The 18,302-nt window shown below is 40.4% G+C and carries 19 protein-coding genes; 2 read left to right on the forward strand and 17 right to left on the reverse strand.

Annotation, left to right across the window (positions count from 1 at the left end):
• Window positions 1–79: 79 nt before the first annotated feature.
• The 7 genes from ACXAC4_RS10355 to ACXAC4_RS10385 all read right to left on the reverse strand — a co-directional run bounded on the left by ACXAC4_RS10355 (window position 80) and on the right by ACXAC4_RS10385 (window position 6,102).
• Window positions 80–406, reverse strand: a complete 327-nt coding sequence (locus ACXAC4_RS10355; protein ID WP_058030182.1) for a YbaB/EbfC family nucleoid-associated protein — start codon at window positions 404–406, stop codon at window positions 80–82.
• Between the two features lie 57 nt (window positions 407–463).
• Window positions 464–2,896, reverse strand: coding sequence for a DNA polymerase III subunit gamma/tau (gene dnaX / locus ACXAC4_RS10360; protein ID WP_475161166.1), 2,433 nt, complete (start codon window positions 2,894–2,896; stop codon window positions 464–466).
• Window position 2,897: 1 nt separating this feature from the next.
• Complete coding sequence (apt, locus tag ACXAC4_RS10365; protein WP_138562170.1) at window positions 2,898–3,443, reverse strand: adenine phosphoribosyltransferase; 546 nt, start codon at window positions 3,441–3,443, stop codon at window positions 2,898–2,900.
• A 168-nt stretch (window positions 3,444–3,611) separates the two neighbouring features.
• The gene (locus ACXAC4_RS10370) at window positions 3,612–3,734 is read right to left on the reverse strand and encodes a hypothetical protein (protein WP_257720514.1); all 123 of its coding nucleotides are present in this window, start codon (window positions 3,732–3,734) and stop codon (window positions 3,612–3,614) included.
• Between the two features lie 110 nt (window positions 3,735–3,844).
• On the reverse strand, window positions 3,845–4,582 hold the full coding sequence (locus ACXAC4_RS10375; protein ID WP_475161168.1) for an HvfC family RiPP maturation protein: 738 nt from the start codon (window positions 4,580–4,582) through the stop codon (window positions 3,845–3,847).
• Window positions 4,582–5,424 (reverse strand): HvfB family MNIO-type RiPP peptide maturase, encoded by an 843-nt coding sequence (locus ACXAC4_RS10380; protein ID WP_475161172.1) that lies wholly within the window; start codon window positions 5,422–5,424, stop codon window positions 4,582–4,584. The genes ACXAC4_RS10375 and ACXAC4_RS10380 overlap by 1 nt, the downstream gene beginning before the upstream one ends.
• 117 nt (window positions 5,425–5,541) lie before the next feature.
• Window positions 5,542–6,102, reverse strand: coding sequence for an HvfA family oxazolone/thioamide-modified RiPP metallophore (locus tag ACXAC4_RS10385; RefSeq protein WP_475161177.1), 561 nt, complete (start codon window positions 6,100–6,102; stop codon window positions 5,542–5,544).
• 152 nt (window positions 6,103–6,254) lie between these two features.
• Between ACXAC4_RS10385 and ACXAC4_RS10390 the strand changes: the two genes are divergently transcribed.
• Together ACXAC4_RS10390 and ACXAC4_RS10395 are read left to right on the forward strand one after the other, a co-directional pair.
• The gene (locus ACXAC4_RS10390) at window positions 6,255–7,241 is read left to right on the forward strand and encodes a tRNA-dihydrouridine synthase (protein ID WP_475161181.1); all 987 of its coding nucleotides are present in this window, start codon (window positions 6,255–6,257) and stop codon (window positions 7,239–7,241) included.
• Window positions 7,242–7,275: 34 nt separating this feature from the next.
• Window positions 7,276–7,644: a conjugal transfer protein TraR gene (locus ACXAC4_RS10395; RefSeq protein ID WP_475161184.1), complete on the forward strand. Its 369-nt coding sequence runs from the start codon at window positions 7,276–7,278 to the stop codon at window positions 7,642–7,644.
• A gap of 57 nt (window positions 7,645–7,701) precedes the next feature.
• Here the strand turns inward: ACXAC4_RS10395 and ACXAC4_RS10400 are convergent, their stop codons facing one another.
• The 10 genes from ACXAC4_RS10400 to ACXAC4_RS10445 all read right to left on the reverse strand — a co-directional run bounded on the left by ACXAC4_RS10400 (window position 7,702) and on the right by ACXAC4_RS10445 (window position 18,122).
• Window positions 7,702–8,664, reverse strand: a complete 963-nt coding sequence (locus ACXAC4_RS10400) for a hypothetical protein (protein ID WP_475161188.1) — start codon at window positions 8,662–8,664, stop codon at window positions 7,702–7,704.
• A gap of 44 nt (window positions 8,665–8,708) precedes the next feature.
• Window positions 8,709–9,962, reverse strand: a complete 1,254-nt coding sequence (locus tag ACXAC4_RS10405; RefSeq protein ID WP_475161191.1) for a tetratricopeptide repeat protein — start codon at window positions 9,960–9,962, stop codon at window positions 8,709–8,711.
• Between the two features lie 14 nt (window positions 9,963–9,976).
• A complete protein-coding gene (locus ACXAC4_RS10410; protein WP_058030191.1) occupies window positions 9,977–10,591 on the reverse strand; it encodes an energy transducer TonB in 615 nt (204 codons plus the stop codon).
• Window positions 10,591–10,995, reverse strand: a complete 405-nt coding sequence (locus tag ACXAC4_RS10415) for an ExbD/TolR family protein (RefSeq protein WP_390440977.1) — start codon at window positions 10,993–10,995, stop codon at window positions 10,591–10,593. Before ACXAC4_RS10415 ends, ACXAC4_RS10410 begins: the two co-directional genes overlap by 1 nt.
• Before the next feature lie 14 nt (window positions 10,996–11,009).
• A complete protein-coding gene (locus ACXAC4_RS10420) occupies window positions 11,010–11,534 on the reverse strand; it encodes a MotA/TolQ/ExbB proton channel family protein (RefSeq protein ID WP_058030193.1) in 525 nt (174 codons plus the stop codon).
• Complete coding sequence (locus ACXAC4_RS10425) at window positions 11,534–12,898, reverse strand: MotA/TolQ/ExbB proton channel family protein (RefSeq protein ID WP_475161197.1); 1,365 nt, start codon at window positions 12,896–12,898, stop codon at window positions 11,534–11,536. The genes ACXAC4_RS10420 and ACXAC4_RS10425 overlap by 1 nt, the downstream gene beginning before the upstream one ends.
• Window positions 12,899–12,904: 6 nt before the next feature.
• Complete coding sequence (locus ACXAC4_RS10430) at window positions 12,905–13,675, reverse strand: DUF3450 domain-containing protein (RefSeq protein WP_058030195.1); 771 nt, start codon at window positions 13,673–13,675, stop codon at window positions 12,905–12,907.
• Window positions 13,676–14,078: 403 nt separating this feature from the next.
• Window positions 14,079–14,714 (reverse strand): CatA-like O-acetyltransferase, encoded by a 636-nt coding sequence (locus ACXAC4_RS10435; protein WP_475161201.1) that lies wholly within the window; start codon window positions 14,712–14,714, stop codon window positions 14,079–14,081.
• Between the two features lie 63 nt (window positions 14,715–14,777).
• Window positions 14,778–15,818 carry a Leu/Phe/Val dehydrogenase gene (locus ACXAC4_RS10440; protein ID WP_349286466.1) on the reverse strand — a complete coding sequence of 347 codons (1,041 nt, stop codon included), beginning with the start codon at window positions 15,816–15,818 and terminating at the stop codon, window positions 14,778–14,780.
• Window positions 15,819–16,154: 336 nt separating this feature from the next.
• On the reverse strand, window positions 16,155–18,122 hold the full coding sequence (locus ACXAC4_RS10445; protein WP_475161205.1) for a BCCT family transporter: 1,968 nt from the start codon (window positions 18,120–18,122) through the stop codon (window positions 16,155–16,157).
• Between the last annotated feature and the right edge of the window lie 180 nt (window positions 18,123–18,302).

Below are 18,302 nucleotides of genomic sequence, written 5' to 3' on the forward strand. Positions count from 1 at the left end.
GCTTTCATTAGTTTTTGTCCCCTATTTTTTCCTTGCGGGGATAAATAGAATACAAACCTTTTAATTCAAAGCATTAAGCTTAGAATGGCATTTTGAAGCCTGGAGGCATCTGCATACCGCCAGTAACATCAGACATACGTTTAGCTGACTCTTCACCTACACGACGCACTGCATCGTTTACAGCCGCAGCTAGTAAGTCTTCAATCATGTCTTTGTCGTCTTCCATTAAGCTTTCGTCAATCTCAACGCGCTTAACGTTGTGGCTACCTAGCATAGTGACTTTAACTAGGCCTGCACCTGCTTCGCCTGTTACTTCTAGGCTTTTGATCTCTTCTTGGGCTTTTTCCATGCGCTCTTGCATCTGCTGAGCTTGCTTCATGATATTGCCCATTCCACCTTTAAACATAATACGCTCTCTTACATATATTTTATTTGGCTAAAAGATAAGGTCTATTGTACTCGATTACAATGCCTGTATGGTATTTTCATCGACCTCGGCACTAAATTGCTCGATAAGTTGTAATACAATAGGATCTTGATTAATCGTTTCTATCGCTTGCTGATGCCTATGTGCATCTATTTTTTGTTGAATTAGATACGGTGAGTCTATCACCCCTTCTGCAAATTCAACGATAAGCTCAACCTCAGAGTTGTACATTTCATTCAGTGCAGCTTGCAGTTTTTGTCTTAAAATAGCACTGTCTAAATGACGCTGACTAATATCAACTTGAATGTTGGCTTGATTGTTCTCGTAGTGATAAATCGAATGCAGCGCAAATTGGCGCATACGACCACCCAGTGCCATTTTCTCAATCAACTTCGCCCAGTCATCTTGCTGATGGGCAAAACGAATTTCACTGATTGGGCTCGCAAACCCTTCAGGCACAGGCACAGCTTCTTCTTTAGGCGTTTCTTGCGCTTGAGAAGTTTGCGGTGCAATTTGCTCTAACAACTCAGGCGCTAGTTTACTTTCGTCCGCTTTGTGCCTTTCGCTAAATGGTACTGGTTTTTTCTTCGGTATTACTGGCGCCACACTTGAGTCTGGCGCGTTTTGCGCCTCAGACTTTTTTGGCTCATCTCCTCGAGCAGATAATAACTGCCCTGCCCCTGAGATATTTCGGTTTTGCAAAATACGTGCAATGGCAGATTGTGCCTGCCCTTGTTGAGCTTGTAAGCGTGCAGAAGCTGACTCTGAGTTTTGAGAGCTAGCTTCTTGCTGCGCTTGTTGTGTAGCCTGAGGTTCATAAGCAGGCGTATAGCCTTGCTCTTGTGCATCTTGCATCACTTGCTCATATTGCGCGGCTAATTCTTGCTCTTGATGCGCTGGTACTTGCGGATTTTGCTGAGCTTGCTGATTAAACGCATTGCTTTCAACATTCAGTTGATTGTGTGGTTGCTCAATAGAATGCTCTTGTGAACTTTGTGCAACCGATTGAGTTAATTCTGAATGCTGATTAGTAACATTATGTTCTACCACTGACTGTTGGCTAGATTCGGCCTGAATAGGTTCGGCCTGAATAGGTTCGGCCTGAATAGGTTCGGCCTGAATAGGTTCGGCCTGAATAGGTTCGGCCTGCTTAGGCTGAGCTTGAACAGCTTCTGCTTCAATCTGAGGCGTTGCTGATTGTACAGGTATCTCATATGTAGCATGAGTTTGCTGAGTAGTATTCCCACCTACTGACGCATTATTTTGCTTTAAGCGAGCGCGAATATCTTGCAAGCCTTGTCTTGGTGACGCAGATGGTGCAGGCTGAGCTTCAACAGAGCTGTTTAATGCAGGTTGGATATTAGACGTTGCAGAAGATTGACTATCTGCATGCTCAAACGCAATTAAACGCAGCAACACCATTTCAAAGCCAAGTTTTTGCTCTGGTGCCCACTGAAGGTCTTTTTTACCATTTAACAGCAGTTGATAAAACAGCTGAACTTGCTGCGGATTAATCTGCTCACTCAGTGTTGCAATATCAGATTCTGAAAATACCGATATTTTTGCTGCCTGCGGCACCAATTGTGTGAGCTGAATGGCATGTAGAAGTGCGATTAAATCGTCTAAAATGGCAAGATAATTACCATTTTTAACTGCAATTTGTGCAACTTCATCCAACACTGCCGGTGCATCTTGGCAAAGTACTGAAGCCAAAATACTCACGGCATGACTTACATCCATCAGACCAAGCATTTCTTGCACAGCAGCTAAAGTAAGCTGAGCATTGGTTTGAGCTATGGCTTGATCAGTCAAACTCAGCGCATCACGCATACTACCATCAGCGGCTTTCGCCAGTGCTTTTAAAGCAGGCTCTTCAAACTGAATTTGCTCTTGCGGCAGAATATGAGTCAGCTGCGATACAATTTGCGACTGCGACATCGCATTCAAATTAAACTGTAAGCAACGTGACAAAATAGTAATCGGTAGTTTTTGTGGATCTGTCGTCGCCAATAAAAATTTTACATGCTCTGGCGGCTCTTCAAGTGTTTTTAAAAGCGCGTTAAAACTGTGCTTTGACAACATGTGCACTTCATCGATGAGGTACACTTTATAGCGACCGCGAGTCGGCGCATATTGAACGTTGTCGAGGATCTCTCGCGTATCTTCAACTTTCGTTCTGGAAGCAGCATCGATTTCTATTAAATCAATAAATTTACCCGCTTCAATATCTAAACAGCTTTGGCACTTGCCACAAGGATTTGAAGTGATCCCTTCATCGCAGTTTAGACTTTTTGCGAATATACGGGCGATGGTGGTTTTACCAACGCCCCGAGTCCCAGTGAAAAGATAAGCGTGGTGCAACCTTTGCTCATTGAGGGCATTTACGAGCGCCTGTTTGACATGCTCTTGCCCGACAAGTTGGTGAAAGGTTTGCGGACGCCACTTCCGTGCTAGGACTTGATAACTCATATTATTCGCCTTCGAACTCAACTAACTTAAGAATATTAATACCTAAGTCTGCAACACGTTGCTCACCGCCTAGCTCCGGTAGCGATACAACAAAAGCTGCGTCTGTTGCATTACCGCCAAGCTTTTGCACAAGCTTAGCTGTTGCTTCAATGGTGCCACCTGTTGCAAGTAAGTCGTCAACTAACAATACTTTGTCACCTTCAACAATTGCATCAGTGTGTAACTCAAGCACATCTTCGCCATACTCTAACTGGTAAGACTGGCTTATCACTTCACGAGGTAATTTACCTGGCTTGCGCACTGGAATAAAAGGAATACCTAAAGCATAAGATAAAGGTGCGCCAAAAATGAAACCGCGCGACTCTGTACCAATAATTTTAGTGAAGCCTTGATCTTTGTATGCTGTAATGAATGCATCAATCGTTTCTTTAAACGCTTTAGGATCAGCAAGTAAAGTGGTTACGTCACGGAACATAATACCTTCTTTAGGGTAGTTAGGTACCGTAGCAATACTGTCTTTGATCAGCGTGAGATTAGCTTGTGTCATAATGAAGCTTTCTATTTTGTAAAGAAAGTGATTATAACAAGAATGAGAAAAGTTGAAACTTTGAGAAATCACAAAGCCATGTTTTTAGCTTGTTTGCGCAATAAAACGGCAAAAGGCTACATAACGTAGCCTTTAGTTAAGACAAAATGTCTTTATTTTCTTTGATGATTAAGCTGTAAAAGCCGTTGCTAAACCAAGAATTGCATTTAGACAGCCAATACCTACAAAAACAGCTAAGAAAGCAATGAAGTATTTAGCATTAAACGGATCTTTAAAATCACCCTTTGACATAGTACACCTATAAATTTTTAAGCACGAAAAACGGCGCTCATAATAGACGATCCGAGCTATGCGTTAAAGTGAGAAGTGCAAAAATTCGCTAAGCTGGTTACACAAAAAGGTTATTTGGTGACTACAATACCCAACTCTGCCAAAGCGTTTAGTGTTTGTGTTGCACCACCTATTAGCTGCTCCTCACTAAATTGTGGAATAATTTCATGCACTTTTGACACAAGCTCTAACAAGCTAATACCCGGATTATTCTCTAGTTGCTCTAACAAAATCGCGGTCATAGGGTTTGAAGCGATGAAGCCTACATCATCCTCTTCGTCACGATACACAACAAAATAATGAGGTTGTTCACTGGGCTCAGTTGGTTGAAAGTCTTCACTAATTTGATGAACTGGGTATTGATAAGACAGGTTACGCGCGGTGTTTGACAGATACAAAGGCTGATTATCTAAGTTGGTAAGCTGTTTTTGCATTTCATCTTCAAAACAAACTGACACATCCAACTCAACCCACTCATAATGTGCAAGCTCTAACATAAATATGGGGTCACTTCCTTGCATGACATATTCATGCTGCAGAAAAGCTAAAAACTCTGCACTGATGTCCAAAAAGTACGGAGATGAGCAATCATGGCTAATGAAAAAGGTGCGAACAAGTGTCTGCCAATGTGATTCACAATATAAGCTTTTAAGAACCGGAAAGGCGGAGCTGACAAACCCTTCGACGTTGTTAAAAAACAGCTCTTTATAAACTGTCATTCTTTCTTCAGTTACATCATGAGGCTTTTCAACATTATCGGGATCACGAATATGAGCCATAAATGCATTTTGAACATCGATGAATGACACTAGGCAACTCCTTTACTTTTAGCTAAAAACTCAGACTGAAGTTTTTTAATTATGTCTACTTCGCTCAGCACTTCTGGCATGCTCGGAATATTAAAGTCACGTTCGAGTAAAGTAGGAAACAAACCGTGATAATCATAGGCTTTTGCGAGTAAATCCCACACAGGATCACATACATCCGCACCATGGGTATCCACTAATAAAGAAGTACTTTCTTCATAATGCCCAGCGACATGACCATATACAATACGTTCACTTGGCATGGCTTGTAAAAACCCGGTTGCATCGTAACCGTGGTTGACACTATTTACATAAATATTATTTACATCAAGTAGTAAGTCACAGTCGGCTTGCTTTAAAACTTCGAGCGTAAATTCTTGCTCTGACATTTCTTGACCGGGTGCGGCATAATAAGAAACATTTTCGACAGCGATCCGCTGCTCTAAAATATCTTGTACTTGTTTAATTCGACCAGCTACGTGTTTAATTGCATCTTCAGTAAATGGAATTGGCATCAGATCATACATATGACCTGTACCCGAGCAGTAGCTCAAATGCTCACTATAGAGTTTAATATTGTGAGTATTGAAGAAGCTTTTAAGAGACTTTACAAATTCTATATCAAGTGGCTCTGGAGAGCCTAATGAGAGCGATAAGCCGTGGCAAATAAATGTATGCTTATCGGTAAGTTGCTTAAACTGCTTACCAAATTTCCCGCCCATTTTTAACCAATTTTCGGGCGCCACTTCTAGAAAATCGACTTGACTCGGTGGAGACTCAAGAAAGTCATCCAACATTTCTCGTCTGAGGCCTAGACCGACCATGCCTATGTCATTAACTACCATATTAATACCTTTGAGTTCATGGCTTGTATTTAACCTGAGTTCTGGATAATAAAATAAGAGGAAATTTTGCTAAGAAGTTTGAGGCAGATAACCTGCCTCAAAGAAGAACATTAAGAATTAGTGAGCGCCACCACATTTACCTTCGCCACACTTGCCTTCTTTTTTAGCTTTGCCGCCGCATTTACCTTCGCCGCACTTGCCTTCTTTTTTAGCTTTACCGCCACATTTACCTTCGCCGCACTTGCCTTCTTTTTTAGCTTTGCCGCCACATTTACCTTCGCCGCACTTGCCTTCTTTTTTAGCTTTGCCGCCACATTTACCTTCGCCGCACTTGCCTTCTTTCTTAGCTTTGCCGCCACACTTACCTTCGCCGCACTTGCCTTCGCCGCACTTGCCTTCTTTCTTAGCTTTGCCGCCACATTTACCTTCGCCGCACTTACCTTCTTTCTTAGCTTTGCCGCCACATTTACCTTCGCCGCACTTACCTTCTTTTTCGGCTTTGCCACCACATTTGCCTTCACCGCACTTGCCTTCTGCAGCATCTAATTGATAACCAGAAGACATGGTAGTAAATGCAAATGGGTTAGCGTTTACTTCTGCTGATGCAGCTAAACTTGCTGTGCCGACAACTACAGCACCTAACGTAGCAGCGATTGATTTAGTTTTTAAATTTTTCATACTCGACCCTTTGGGATATTTCGTTCAATTCACTTAGTAGACCCTACTACAAAAAAGAATATTTCATTAAATCTAAAAAAATTCAATTTTAACTTAGCAACACTCTTCCTCTCGTTTAAAATGAGCGCCCTTTAAGTAGTATAGAGCAAGTTATGAAATTAATTTTGGCACCAATGGAAGGCGTTGTAGATTTTAAAATGCGCCAACTTTTAACCAACCTTGGTGGCTTTGATTTATGTGTAACTGAGTTTATTCGTGTTGTCGATCTAACCTTTCCACGTAGAGTGTTTATAAAAACTTGCCCTGAACTATTAAATAATGGCTATACCGAGTCTGGCACCCCTGTTCGCATTCAGCTTCTGGGTCAAGTTCCCCATGCGCTGGCTGCAAATGCGCGTAAAGCCGTCATGCTTGGCTCACATGGAATCGACCTTAACTTTGGCTGCCCTGCGAAAACAGTGAATAAAAGTAAAGGTGGTGCGGTTCTGTTAAAAGAGCCTGAACTCATGTATCAAATTATTAAAGCGGTAAGAGAAGCGGTGCCAACCGAGCATGAAGTCAGCGCCAAGATACGTTTGGGCTTTGATGATGACAGTAATACTGCCGAAATTGTCGATGCTGTTCAAAGTGCGGGGGCTTCAAGCTTGGCAATTCATGCGAGAACCAAGCGAGATGGCTATAAACCGCCTGCATACTGGGAGAAAATAAAACCTCTTCTAGATCGAGTGACAATGCCCATCGTCGCAAACGGTGAGATTTGGCAAGTCGAAGACGCTTATCGCTGTCAAGAGCGCAGTGGTTGCTCAGATCTAATGCTTGGCCGCGGTGCATTAGCAACTCCAGACCTAGCTGCCAAGATTAAAGCACATAGAGAAAATCAGCCTTACACACCTTTATCTTGGGAAAATGTGATTTACCATATTTTGCATTCGTCTATGCACCAAGACCCTTCTTTAAGTGAAAAGTATTTTTCATCACGAACTAAGCAATGGCTTGGCTATCTTAAGCTTCAATATCCACAAGCCAATGATCTTTTTGACGAAATTAGAAAACTTAAAAATAAAGACGAGGTTGTCGCTGTGCTAGAGAAATATGCAAAGTGTCCTAGCATTGATTCAAATCATAACGAATTCGACTAGAAGTACCATAATGATTGCTCATAGGAGAGCGATCATGAATGCAAATCAAACTAAAGACTTTCAAAGCAAGCTAAAAATTGAATTAGACTCTGTTCGATGTGAGTTTTTAAATGAGCTTAAAGACGCACAACATGAGTTTACTGGCGAATTAGCTTCAATGTTAGAAAACTCAACACCAGGAGAGTGGATTGACTTAGCGGTCACTAAAATTAACCCAAATCAGTTTCCCCGCTTTCAGCGGCTTATGGAGCTAGAAGCTGCTTTATGCCAAATAGATATTGGCCAATTTGGATATTGCTGTGATTGTGAAACAAAACTTGATCTTCTGGTGCTTTCAAAAGATCCGGCCAAACAACGTTGCCCGGTTTGTGAAGAGAGAAAGCAAAAAAAAGTACATAACTGATTGAAAAGGCCTTAGTAAGAAAAGGCCTTTTTATTATCCATCACTCACAGTTGCACTCTAAAAATAAATTCTAGCTAAAGATAAAACTGCTGAAGGTTTCATGACGATATAATCTAAGAAGTCCATTGCTTGCTCTGGTTGCAGTGATAACTTTTGATTTAATACCACCATGGCTTGTTGTTCTGACCAAGCCTGAAAATGAATGCCCAAATCTATCTCAGCCAATACTAATATTAACTGTTTATAGGCTACTAGCTTCTGTTTTTCACACTGTTTGAAAGTCTCATGTAAGTTAACAAACTCATGTTCCCAGTTTAAACCTCCAACAATAGAACAATGCTTTTTTGCAATCTCAACTAAGCTTAGTGCTTCTAAATGGTTTTCATGATTATCATACTCATTTGTTAAAGCTTGAATATTCGCTAAAACAACCTGAGGGTTTTCTACATTACCTAAATAGTGATTCACTTTGCTTTGATACCACTCTTTACCGTTAGGTAGTTGGTAAATGCCTAAACGGCTTCTTGGCTTGTATGTTTTAAAATAGTCAGTTAGACCCGTTAATGATGCAGATTCAGAGTACGTTTTTAATTTTTTCAGTTCATACCTGTTATAAACTATCTTGCTTTTTTTCGCATCTTCTAACCTAGTAAGAACCAGGTTTTGCCATTTCTTTCTTTGTGCTTCACTAAGATTCTTTGCAACATTAATTGCTGCTGGCCAGGGTAAATATCTCTCGGGGTAACGTTCTTGAATTATCAAATATTGTAGTTCATTAACTTGATACTCAGTGAGTGACTGAGGGTCAGCAGAGTTTAAAGCTATGTGCCTTTGCTTTAAATAGGCCTCACTGAAAGGTAATACTTCTGATAGTTCATTTTTGCTCTCGGTCAATAAAGCAGTATTGATATTTTTAAGCTGTGATTGCACTTCTTCAAAAGAACTAAGTTTCTGCTGTTCAGTGCACGCTGATAACAAAAACAGAATGGGGAGTATGATTAAAAGAAATTTATTATTCACCTTCACTTCCAACTATAAAAAAAGCCCCTTTCGGGGCTTTTTATTTATAAGCTTATGCCTTTACGTTGTGCTTTGTCCTTAATGAACGTTGCCCAACCTCTAGCAAACTTACGTGTTCGTGGGTCTTCTTGTGCTTTGACAATCGCTCTATAAGCTTGCTTATACTTCTCTTGGTATAAGTAAGCTTCAGCTAAGTCAGAGTAAGTCGAACCCTTCTTGTCAGTACCTAACTCAAGCGCTTTATTTAAACGCTCAACTGCAGCACTGTACTTTTGCTCAGTAAGTAATAAGTTACCTGCCTTTCTAAAAAGATCTGCGTCGTTATCAAACTTAGCTGCTTCTTCATAGTATTTAGCTGCAGTTACAAGATGCTTCGCTTGGTGGAAGTAACTCGCAACAGCTGTAACGTTTTGCTTAGTACGCTTAACTTTATCTTCCTTTAAAGCTTTTTCCATAACAATGGCTGCTTTATAAGGAATATCGTTTAGCGAGTAATAGCTGCTTAAAATTTTGTAGTGGTTCTCTTTCTCGAAATAGCCTTTTCTGTAAGCTACTTCCATAATTGTCTGACCTTTAGTGAACTGCTCGGTAGACATGTAGAAAGAACCTAGACGAGTCCAGTTTTGTTTGTCATCAGGGAACAACTTAACTAGAGTCTCACCAACTTCTACAACTTTATTAAACTGCTTAAGTTCAAAGTATGAACCGACCTTCAGCATGAAGTAATTTTTATTTGGCTCTTTTGCCAATTTAATTGCTTTGTCTGCTGGTTCGATAACTTTGCTAAATTGCTTTAACTCAAAGTAAGCCTGAGCAATTTTCGCATATACCTTGTCATCTTCTTCGCCAGTAAAGTCCATCCAGTCGTTGTAGGCTTTAACACCCTCAACATACTTTTGCTGGCCAAAGTAAAGGTCTGCAACAAATTTTAGGGTATCAGCCTGATCTTTGAAGTTTAGAACATCTTTTTCTACAGCACGCTTAACGAAATCAAGGGCCTTAGTATAATCTTCTTTTTGAGCATAGAAGTTACCTAAGTACCTATCTACAGTTGCTTTGTCGAAATCATTAGACGGGTCTAACTCTTCCATTAAAGCAATTGCTTCATCAAGTTGGTCGTTGTTGTAAAATTCAAATGCTTTAACAACTTTCTTACCAGTACGCTCGCCCATGATCTTTGTCTTAGCTTTTTTACGAGCTTCGATTTTAGCTGGGTCAGGTGCAGCAACAGCGTTGCTGCATACACCTGTAAGCGTCATAAGTAGCGCAAGAGCTGTTGCTTTATGTAATTGCTTCATTTCTTCGCTCCTTATTAATCTTGGTTAAGTTTAAAGTCTAACTGTACAGTAAGACCAGGTTGTTTTTGCGGTTTGCCATCGATGATTTTCGGGCGATATTTCCACTTACGTAATGCTCTCATCGCTTCACGGTTGAAAATACGCTTTGGTTCAGCATCAATAACTTTTACATCTTCAACACCACCAAGTTCGTTAATAGTGAATGAAAGTTGTACCCAACCTTCTTTACCATCTCGTGCGGCTTGAGTCGGATATTTCGGCTCAATACGTACGATTGGTGTTGCATCACCATCACGACCAAATTCACCAGGCCCACTCAGGCCACCTGCAGTGCCACCAATATCGATGCTAGGCATGTTAAAGCCAATAGCGCCCGGGTTTGGGTTAGCATTGTCAGGCTGCGGCGGCTGCGGTTTAGGCGGCTGCTGCGGCGGCGGCGGAGGTGGAGGCGGAACACGTCTGCGCTCTTGAACCTCAGATTCAGGTGGATTCGTCAAAATTTCGACTACAATTTCTTCTTTTTTATTTTCAGCTCTATCTGCTCCGCCAGAGATCAGAAATGCCATAAAATAAAATAAGCCGAAAGTAACTGCCCCACCTGTTACAAGTGAAAACAGAAAACGAATCATTACTTAGCTCCAGCGATTGAGATTTTTAATTGATCGTCAGTCGCCTTGATTTGGTCCATAACTTTAACAACCACACCATGCTTCGCGCCTTTATCAGCTTGAATAATGATAGTTTCTGTTGGTTGCTCAGCTAGGATGCTCTCAAGGTTTGCACTAACACGCTCAACGTCAACAGCACGCTTATCCATCCAGATCTCACCATTTTCTTTAATAGCGATAAAGACGTTAGCATTCTTTTTAGTTTGAGCTTGTGCAGCCTTTGGCTTTTGTACTTCAATACCAGCTTCTTTCACGAAAGAAGTTGTTACGATGAAGAAGATAAGCATGATGAATACGATGTCTAGCATCGGTGTCATGTCTACTGCTGCTTCTTCTTCCTCACGAAAACGTTGTTTACGTGCCATATTAATATCTCTCTTTAGTGATGAGGCAAACTATCTACTAGCTTTTCTTTAGCCATTTTCGCTCTAGCTTCTAGGCGAGTGCTGAAGAATACACCAGATAGTGCCGCAACCATTCCTGCCATTGTTGGTATCGTTGCCATTGAAATACCCGATGCCATTAGACGAGCGTTACCAGTACCTTGAGTAGCCATCGTTTCGAAAACGCTGATCATACCCGTTACAGTACCTAGTAGGCCGATTAATGGACACATGGCTACCAATGTTTTGATAATCAACATGCGCGCTTCTAATTTTTCAGACGCTTCAGAAATCCATGCATCGCGGATTCTGTGTGCGTACCAAGACGTAGTGTCTTGGCGGGCGTCCCACTTCGCTACGATATCCGCTTTCATTTTCGGATACTCGGCGAGTAGGAACCAATAGCGCTCAATCATTAATACCCACATTAGAAAGAGTGCTATCGCGACCACGTATAATACCTGGCCGCCTGTGCCAACAAAATCCCTGATAGATTCCCAAATCTCCATCAGGACTAGCATTAGGCTTTCTCCTTCTCCGCATGTGCAGCAACAATACCTGCACTCTGCTCGTCTAGGATATGTAGAACTGCTTTACTACGACCTGAAACGATTGCGTGTAATAGGATTAGTGGTAGTGCAGCAATCAGACCTAGAGCTGTTGTTACAAGCGCTAGAGAGATGTTACCTGCCATGATCTTCGGATCACCAGTACCGAATAATGTGATTGATTCGAACGTTAAGATCATACCAACAACTGTACCAAGTAGACCTAGTAGCGGTGCGATAGCAGCTAAGATCTTGATGATGTTGATACCAGCTTCGATACGAGGCGTTTCACGTAGAATTGCTTCGTCTAACTTAAGCTCAAGGTTTTCAACGTCTTGGTTTTTGTTGTCATGGTAAACTTTAAGAATACGACCAAGTGGGTTGTTTTCGTTAGGCGTGTTGATGTTCTTAACCTGTGCTTTGATTTTAGCACTAACCATAAGTAGGTCTAGGAAACGAACTAACGCTAGTAACGCACCAATTGCAAGTAATGCAGTGATGATGTAACCAACTGTGTCACCCTGGTGCCAACGTTCTTCAACAGTTGCACGCTGAGTGTTTAGACGTAGGATACCGCCACGCGCAGGGTCAACATAGAACTTAGTGTATGAACCAGCTTGTGTATTTAGAAGATCAGCAACAGTGTTGAAGATGTGACCATCTGGCTGCTTACCTAGTGGAACGATAGCTTTGTTAGCTGCATCGTATACTACGTAGCCGTCTTTTGTGATTAGGTTGAAGTTACCAATACGAGTAACCTGCTTAGTATTGATTTCACCACTTAGCTCAGCAACTTGTGCTTCGAAAGTAGATACTTTTGCAGATTCAGTCATTTCAGTTTGGAATGCAATCCAAAGCTCTTCTAGTTCGCGAGTAGTCGGTAGTTCTTTAGCAGCTGCTAGTGAACGAAGAACTTCTGCACGTCCTGGCTTTTCAGCACTTACTAGTGATGCTTCGATTGAACCAATCGCTTCAGAAGCTGAACGACGAACAACACCGAACATCTCACCTAAAGTACCAGTTGCGTTTTGAAGCTCAACTTCTTTTTCAGCAAGTGTGATTTCGTTTTGTTTAAACTGGTTGTTTAAACGCTCACCACGTGCCTTCTCGTTAGCTAAATCACGCTTAGCTTTGTTTAGAAGTGCTTGCTTGTCAGCACGAGCAGAAAGGAACTCTTGCTCACGTTGCTTGTTGATTTTACCTTCAGAAATACGGTTTTGTTTAACTTCTTGAAGGATTTTGTCTAGAGTTTCAGTGTTTGCGTGCGCGTTTAGAGCTGCACCAGCTGAAACAGATAGAGCAGCCGCTACTGCAAAACCTTTAAATAATTTCTTCATTATTTATTACTCCGCGCCAAAGATTGGAAGTGCTAGTAGTTCAGGTGCAGCCTGACCACGTGCGATACGGATGAAAGTTTTAACTGGCTTGATGTACTCTTCGCCTAGCTCATCCCACTGTTTTGCGCTGTTGTTCCAAACCCAAGCGTGCTTAAGGTCGAATGATTGAGCAACAAATGCAACACGGCCAATACGTGCGAAGTCAACGTTGATGTTTTTACCGTTGATTTCTAGTGAGCCTTGAGATGCAACCATTGTTGAGCTGTAATCAGTCTCAATTGTGTATGCTTCAAGAACCTGACGGAACTTCTCTGAAGTCGTTACTTTAGAGTTAGAAAGAAGATCACGTAATTTTTCAACACGACCTAAACGAGTTTCAGTGTCAAACGGAACGTCCGCTTTGATGAATTGCTCAAGCGTATCGATCATGCGATACATCAGAGGCACAACGTCCTGTTTAGTTTTCTCAATCGTACCAATCTGACGATTAAGTGACTCGATGCTAGCATTTTGGTCAGCTACCAAACGTGCTACGTGGTCGTTATAAACTTTTAATAATTCTGTTTCATCAACAACACTGCGGTACTCACCGATCATCTCTTGAGTTTGACCATAAATGTTATCAATTTTTTCTTGTGATTTTTTTGCAGCCGTTTGAGTTTGCTGACCTACTTTTTGTATGTCATTCAAAGGATCTGCAATCACGTTGCTGCTTGCGAAAGCTGTTGCACCTAGAAGTGCTGTAGCTACAAGACTCTTTCTGATTTTAACAGACATAGTTCCCAACCAATTAAGTAATGTTACTTTTATAATTTTTTGCTCTTTATAGTAGAGCTACCCTGATATCTTTCTACAGATATCAACTTTCCAATAATGCTAAATGCAAGGCCATGTGTCAACTTCATAGGCAAAACTAATTTTTTGAAAATGGATTAATATTTTTTATATAAAACATAATATTAACATCACAAATCATTCACCAAAGCATTCCGCCTATGAAAAACGGACAAAGCACACATTGTTTTTACATTTTGTTACAGGGTAAAAACATCCTGTAACTGAAGTTTTAAAATACCGAACTTTAATTTTAAGTGGTTGTTTTAAAATCACTTTTATTAATCCTTGTTTTTTTGTGTTTTTTTTACTTGTGATAGCAAAACTACACTTAAACGGCTCAGTTTTATGTACAAATTTCTGCGACGACTTGATTAAAAACATCGATGAACTGCGATATATGTAATCCATCCATTAATGCATGATGTACTTCAATTGAGACGGGTATTATTCCTTGCTCTTTTTGATATTGTCCAAATACAATTTTCGGAATGCCCGAAGCAATAGGCGTATGCTCAGCGTGTTTAAAACATGAGAATTTAAACCATGGCAAGATTGAAATATACATTTGTGTAATTTTATCGGCACCTTCAATAAACGAAGGATTTAACAATGGTTTATCTAAAAAAGTATGTTTTTGCTGTGTGTAATGTTCACAAAATGCTAATAATGAATTTTGTGTTTCTAATGGAACGAACCTAAAACTCTCATCTGAGCGCAAAAATACAGTACTCAAGGTAATATCTGTTACTTCAACAGGTTCATTATCAACTATTCGATACCTTATTGGTGCATAACGCGCTACCGCTTCTTGCAAGCAATATAAGTAGCAAGCTGTGAAACTCAATTGCTGTGATTTTGCAAACTTAAACAGCGCTTTCATTTCAAGGTCAATAACTACATTAAAGAAGGGTTGTGAGAAAGGTAAGAAGAACTTGAAGTGCTCGGCTCTCGGCCAAGTGTCGAGATCAATTTTTTTCATAAAAAAAGGGATGTTTGATTACATCCCTCTATTAGAACAATTACATTATTTAAAGCAAAGGAATTATAGACCGTTCGCGATAATTTCTTGTGCTAGTTCATCAGCAATTATATGTGTCGACTTTTGCTCTTCTTCAGAACGCTTGAAGATTTCAGCTAGTGTGTCATAAATGCCTTCCACATGCTTAGTGGCATCTGCTTCATTATAACCAGCCGGCTTAGTTTCGTAGTAAACGTTAATAATACCACCAGCATTAATCACATAATCTGGTGCGTATAAAACGCCTTTTTCTCGTAAAATTTCACCGTGGCGAGACTCTGCTAGCTGATTATTCGCACAACCAGCAATGATTTGTGCTTTCAAACGAGGAATTGTTTCGTCATTTACCGTTGCACCAAGTGCACACGGCGCATATACATCAACGTCTAGGTCGTAAATCTCGTCGATATTCACTGCTGTAGCGCCAAAATCGTTTACAACTCTTTCTACAGATTCTTGATTAATATCAGTAACGAATAACTGTGCGCCCGCTTCATGCAAATATTTACATAATGTATAAGCTACTGCCCCTAAACCTTGAACAGATACTTTAACGCCATTTAGATCTTCATGGCCGTGCTTGTGTTTAAAAGCAGCTTTAATACCAAGGAAAGTACCAAGGGCTGTAAACGGCGAAGGGTTACCACTTTTACCTTCTAAGCCCATTACGTAATTAGTTTCTTTGTGCATCGTCATTACATCACCTGTTGTGATGTTCACGTCTTCTGCTGAATAATAAGTGCCACCTAAACGCTCAAGTTGCTTACCAAATGCTCTGAATAAAGCTTCTGATTTAATTGATTTCGCATCACCAATGATCACAGACTTGCCACCGCCAAATGGCAAACGAGCAACTGCATTTTTATAAGTCATGCCCTTAGAAAGACGCAATACATCATAAACAGCATCTTCATCTTTTGCATAATCCCACATTCGGCAGCCACCCACTGCAGGACCTAACTTTGTGCTATGTACAGCAATAATTGCTTTTAAGCCTGATTCTTTATCAGAGCAAAACACCACTTGTTCATGGTTATCAAATTCAACTTGGTTAAATACAGCCACTTTATAGTTCTCCGAAATTTTTACCCAATAATCGGGCATAGCGCTGAAACTGCATCGACTCTATCACTATATTTTTAAATTCTCTATAAATTGAGGCAATCATCCCCTACAATTATCTTAATTGACAATTTTAATTCAAAAAATGTAAATTTACCGGTAATTATAGTTAAATTAAAACCAGTAAATATTTGCTTAAGTTAAAAATAGTTACTCAAGCGGCATAAAGAGCTTACGTTAACGTAAAGGTTATGCTGAGTGTAAAATTTTTAATACAAAAAACCGCCATTTGGCGGTTTTTTGTTTGATAAGTACTGTATTGTGATAAATGCTCAGATTCTATAAAACAGGCCCTTCATCTCGAAGGATATGTAAAAAGTGCATATGTTTTTGATATTGATTTATCACATCATTGATCACTGCAGTTTCTGACCACCCCATAATGTCGTAATCTTGTCCACCTTCAAGTAAGTGCACCTCTGCACGATAATAACTTTCATAACCTTCATCTTGGTCATGACTAAAGCTTGGTTGCACGTGTTCTTTTTTATACACGCCATATATAAAGTCATGCTCTTCACCGTGGTTCACGACGAGAGAAATACTCTTTTCTGAAGTTTTAATTTTTACCTCAATATCATTTAACTCAAACTGTGCTTTTAACGCTTTGAACGCACGTTTCACTTCTTTATTAAGAAACTGATTGATGTCTTTTTTATCTGGCGTTGAGACTATGTTATTCAGTTTTTCTTTCCAATCTGCGGTTTCTTCTCCACTCATATTTATCACAGCATGATGCTGCAAGCTCTCACGCTTTGCGCTTTCTACTTCAAGAGCTTTCACTAACCCGAAACATGAAAACAGGAGCACAAGTGAGAATGGTAAAGCACTGGCAATAGTCATGGTTTGCAGGGCCTCTAAACCACCAACTAAACTGAGCACAGCTGCAACAACACCAACACTGATTGCCCAGAACAAACGCTGCCAGACTGGTGTATCATTTTCACCATTTGAACACAGCATATCGATTACCATAGCTCCTGAATCACAAGATGTAACAAAGAAAATCACAATCATGGCCACCGACAAAAGCGTTAATATTGTTGACCACGGAAATTGCTCTAAGAACACAAATAAAGCCACAGAAGAGTTTTCGCTCACCATATTTGCAACTTGCTGAGCGCCCTGCTCAACCACCATATAAATTGCACTATTTCCAAAAACAGTCATCCAAAGCAGTGTAAATGCGGTTGGCACCACCATCACGCCTAATACGAACTCCCTAATGGTTCTGCCTTTTGAAATACGTGCAATAAATAAACCGACAAAAGGTGCCCAAGCTAACCACCAACCCCAATAGAAAATGGTCCAACCGCCAATCCAACTTTTCTTCTCATATGCAAATAAGTTGAATGTATTCGAGACAATTTCTGAGAGATAAGCGCCAACGTTTTGTACATAGGCTTGAAGTAAGAACACACTGGGCCCTAAAATGAAAATAAACACAAGTAAAGCTATCGCCAATAGCATATTGGCTTCTGAGAGTATTTTAATGCCTTTATCTAACCCTGTTGCCACCGACACTGAGGCCAATGCAGTGATGACCACCATGATAATGACTTGATTAGTTTGACTGACGTCAAATTCGAATAAATAATTCAGCCCGGCATTTACTTGACTGGCACCTAGACCCAATGATGTTGCCACACCGAAAACCGTACTCACAACCGCAAAAATATCGACTAAGTGACCTTGCCAACCATAAATTTTATCGCCAATGATTGGATGAAGCGCAGAGCGTAATGTTAAAGGTAGCTTATGACGATAGCTAAAATAAGCCAATACCAAAGCAACGATGGCGTAAATGGCCCAAGCATGAAAACCCCAATGAAAAAAGGTAATTTTCATGGCTTCTTTGATAGCTTCTAAAGAGCCCTGCTCTGCCGTAGGCGGAGACAAATAGTGCATAATAGGTTCTGCTACGCCAAAAAACATCAAGCCAATTCCCATACCTGCTGCGAAAAGCATGGAGATCCAGGTGCCTAATGAGTAATCAGGGGTAGCATGGTCAGGCCCTAGTTTTACCGAGCCAAATCGAGATAAGCTAAGATACAATACAAAGCCCAAAATGATGGCGACGGTAAGTACATAAAACCAACTGCCATTTACCGTAATAGCACTTTGAATATCTGCAAATAATGACTTTGCCATATTTGGGGCTGAAACAGTGACTATCATCAGTAGCAGGATAACTAGAGAAGCGGGGTAAAACACCGCTTTGTTGAATTTTGCTTGTTGTCCGAGCATGTAACACCTTTTTCGCTAAAAAAAGCTTTCATCTATAAATAAAAATACCAATTAAAGTTGCACGCTTTAAAATGAAAAAATAAAGAAATAGATGACAACTTCATGAATAATTAATTTCATCTCTAACTAATTATATGAAGTTTTCGTATAAAAGTAATCTCGCTTCCAAGTAAAAGCTCT

It is taken from the genome of Pseudoalteromonas sp. AWM4_233 (assembly GCF_056158285.1).

Excerpts from the sequence above, each read along its gene's own strand:
- ACXAC4_RS10405 (WP_475161191.1), bottom strand. The coding sequence starts at position 9,962 with ATGAAGCAATTACATAAAGCAACAGCTCTTGCGCTACTTATGACGCTT.
- ACXAC4_RS10415 (WP_390440977.1), bottom strand. The coding sequence starts at position 10,995 with ATGGCACGTAAACAACGTTTTCGTGAGGAAGAAGAAGCAGCAGTAGAC.
- ACXAC4_RS10420 (WP_058030193.1), bottom strand. The coding sequence starts at position 11,534 with ATGCTAGTCCTGATGGAGATTTGGGAATCTATCAGGGATTTTGTTGGC.
- ACXAC4_RS10430 (WP_058030195.1), bottom strand. The coding sequence starts at position 13,675 with ATGTCTGTTAAAATCAGAAAGAGTCTTGTAGCTACAGCACTTCTAGGT.
- ACXAC4_RS10370 (WP_257720514.1), bottom strand. The coding sequence starts at position 3,734 with ATGTCAAAGGGTGATTTTAAAGATCCGTTTAATGCTAAATACTTCATT.
- ACXAC4_RS10445 (WP_475161205.1), bottom strand. The coding sequence starts at position 18,122 with ATGCTCGGACAACAAGCAAAATTCAACAAAGCGGTGTTTTACCCCGCT.
- ACXAC4_RS10395 (WP_475161184.1), top strand. The coding sequence starts at position 7,276 with ATGAATGCAAATCAAACTAAAGACTTTCAAAGCAAGCTAAAAATTGAA.
- dnaX (WP_475161166.1), bottom strand. The coding sequence starts at position 2,896 with ATGAGTTATCAAGTCCTAGCACGGAAGTGGCGTCCGCAAACCTTTCAC.
- ACXAC4_RS10435 (WP_475161201.1), bottom strand. The coding sequence starts at position 14,714 with ATGAAAAAAATTGATCTCGACACTTGGCCGAGAGCCGAGCACTTCAAG.
- apt (WP_138562170.1), bottom strand. The coding sequence starts at position 3,443 with ATGACACAAGCTAATCTCACGCTGATCAAAGACAGTATTGCTACGGTA.
- ACXAC4_RS10385 (WP_475161177.1), bottom strand. The coding sequence starts at position 6,102 with ATGAAAAATTTAAAAACTAAATCAATCGCTGCTACGTTAGGTGCTGTA.
- ACXAC4_RS10410 (WP_058030191.1), bottom strand. The coding sequence starts at position 10,591 with ATGATTCGTTTTCTGTTTTCACTTGTAACAGGTGGGGCAGTTACTTTC.
- ACXAC4_RS10425 (WP_475161197.1), bottom strand. The coding sequence starts at position 12,898 with ATGAAGAAATTATTTAAAGGTTTTGCAGTAGCGGCTGCTCTATCTGTT.
- ACXAC4_RS10380 (WP_475161172.1), bottom strand. The coding sequence starts at position 5,424 with ATGGTAGTTAATGACATAGGCATGGTCGGTCTAGGCCTCAGACGAGAA.
- ACXAC4_RS10390 (WP_475161181.1), top strand. The coding sequence starts at position 6,255 with ATGAAATTAATTTTGGCACCAATGGAAGGCGTTGTAGATTTTAAAATG.
- ACXAC4_RS10355 (WP_058030182.1), bottom strand. The coding sequence starts at position 406 with ATGTTTAAAGGTGGAATGGGCAATATCATGAAGCAAGCTCAGCAGATG.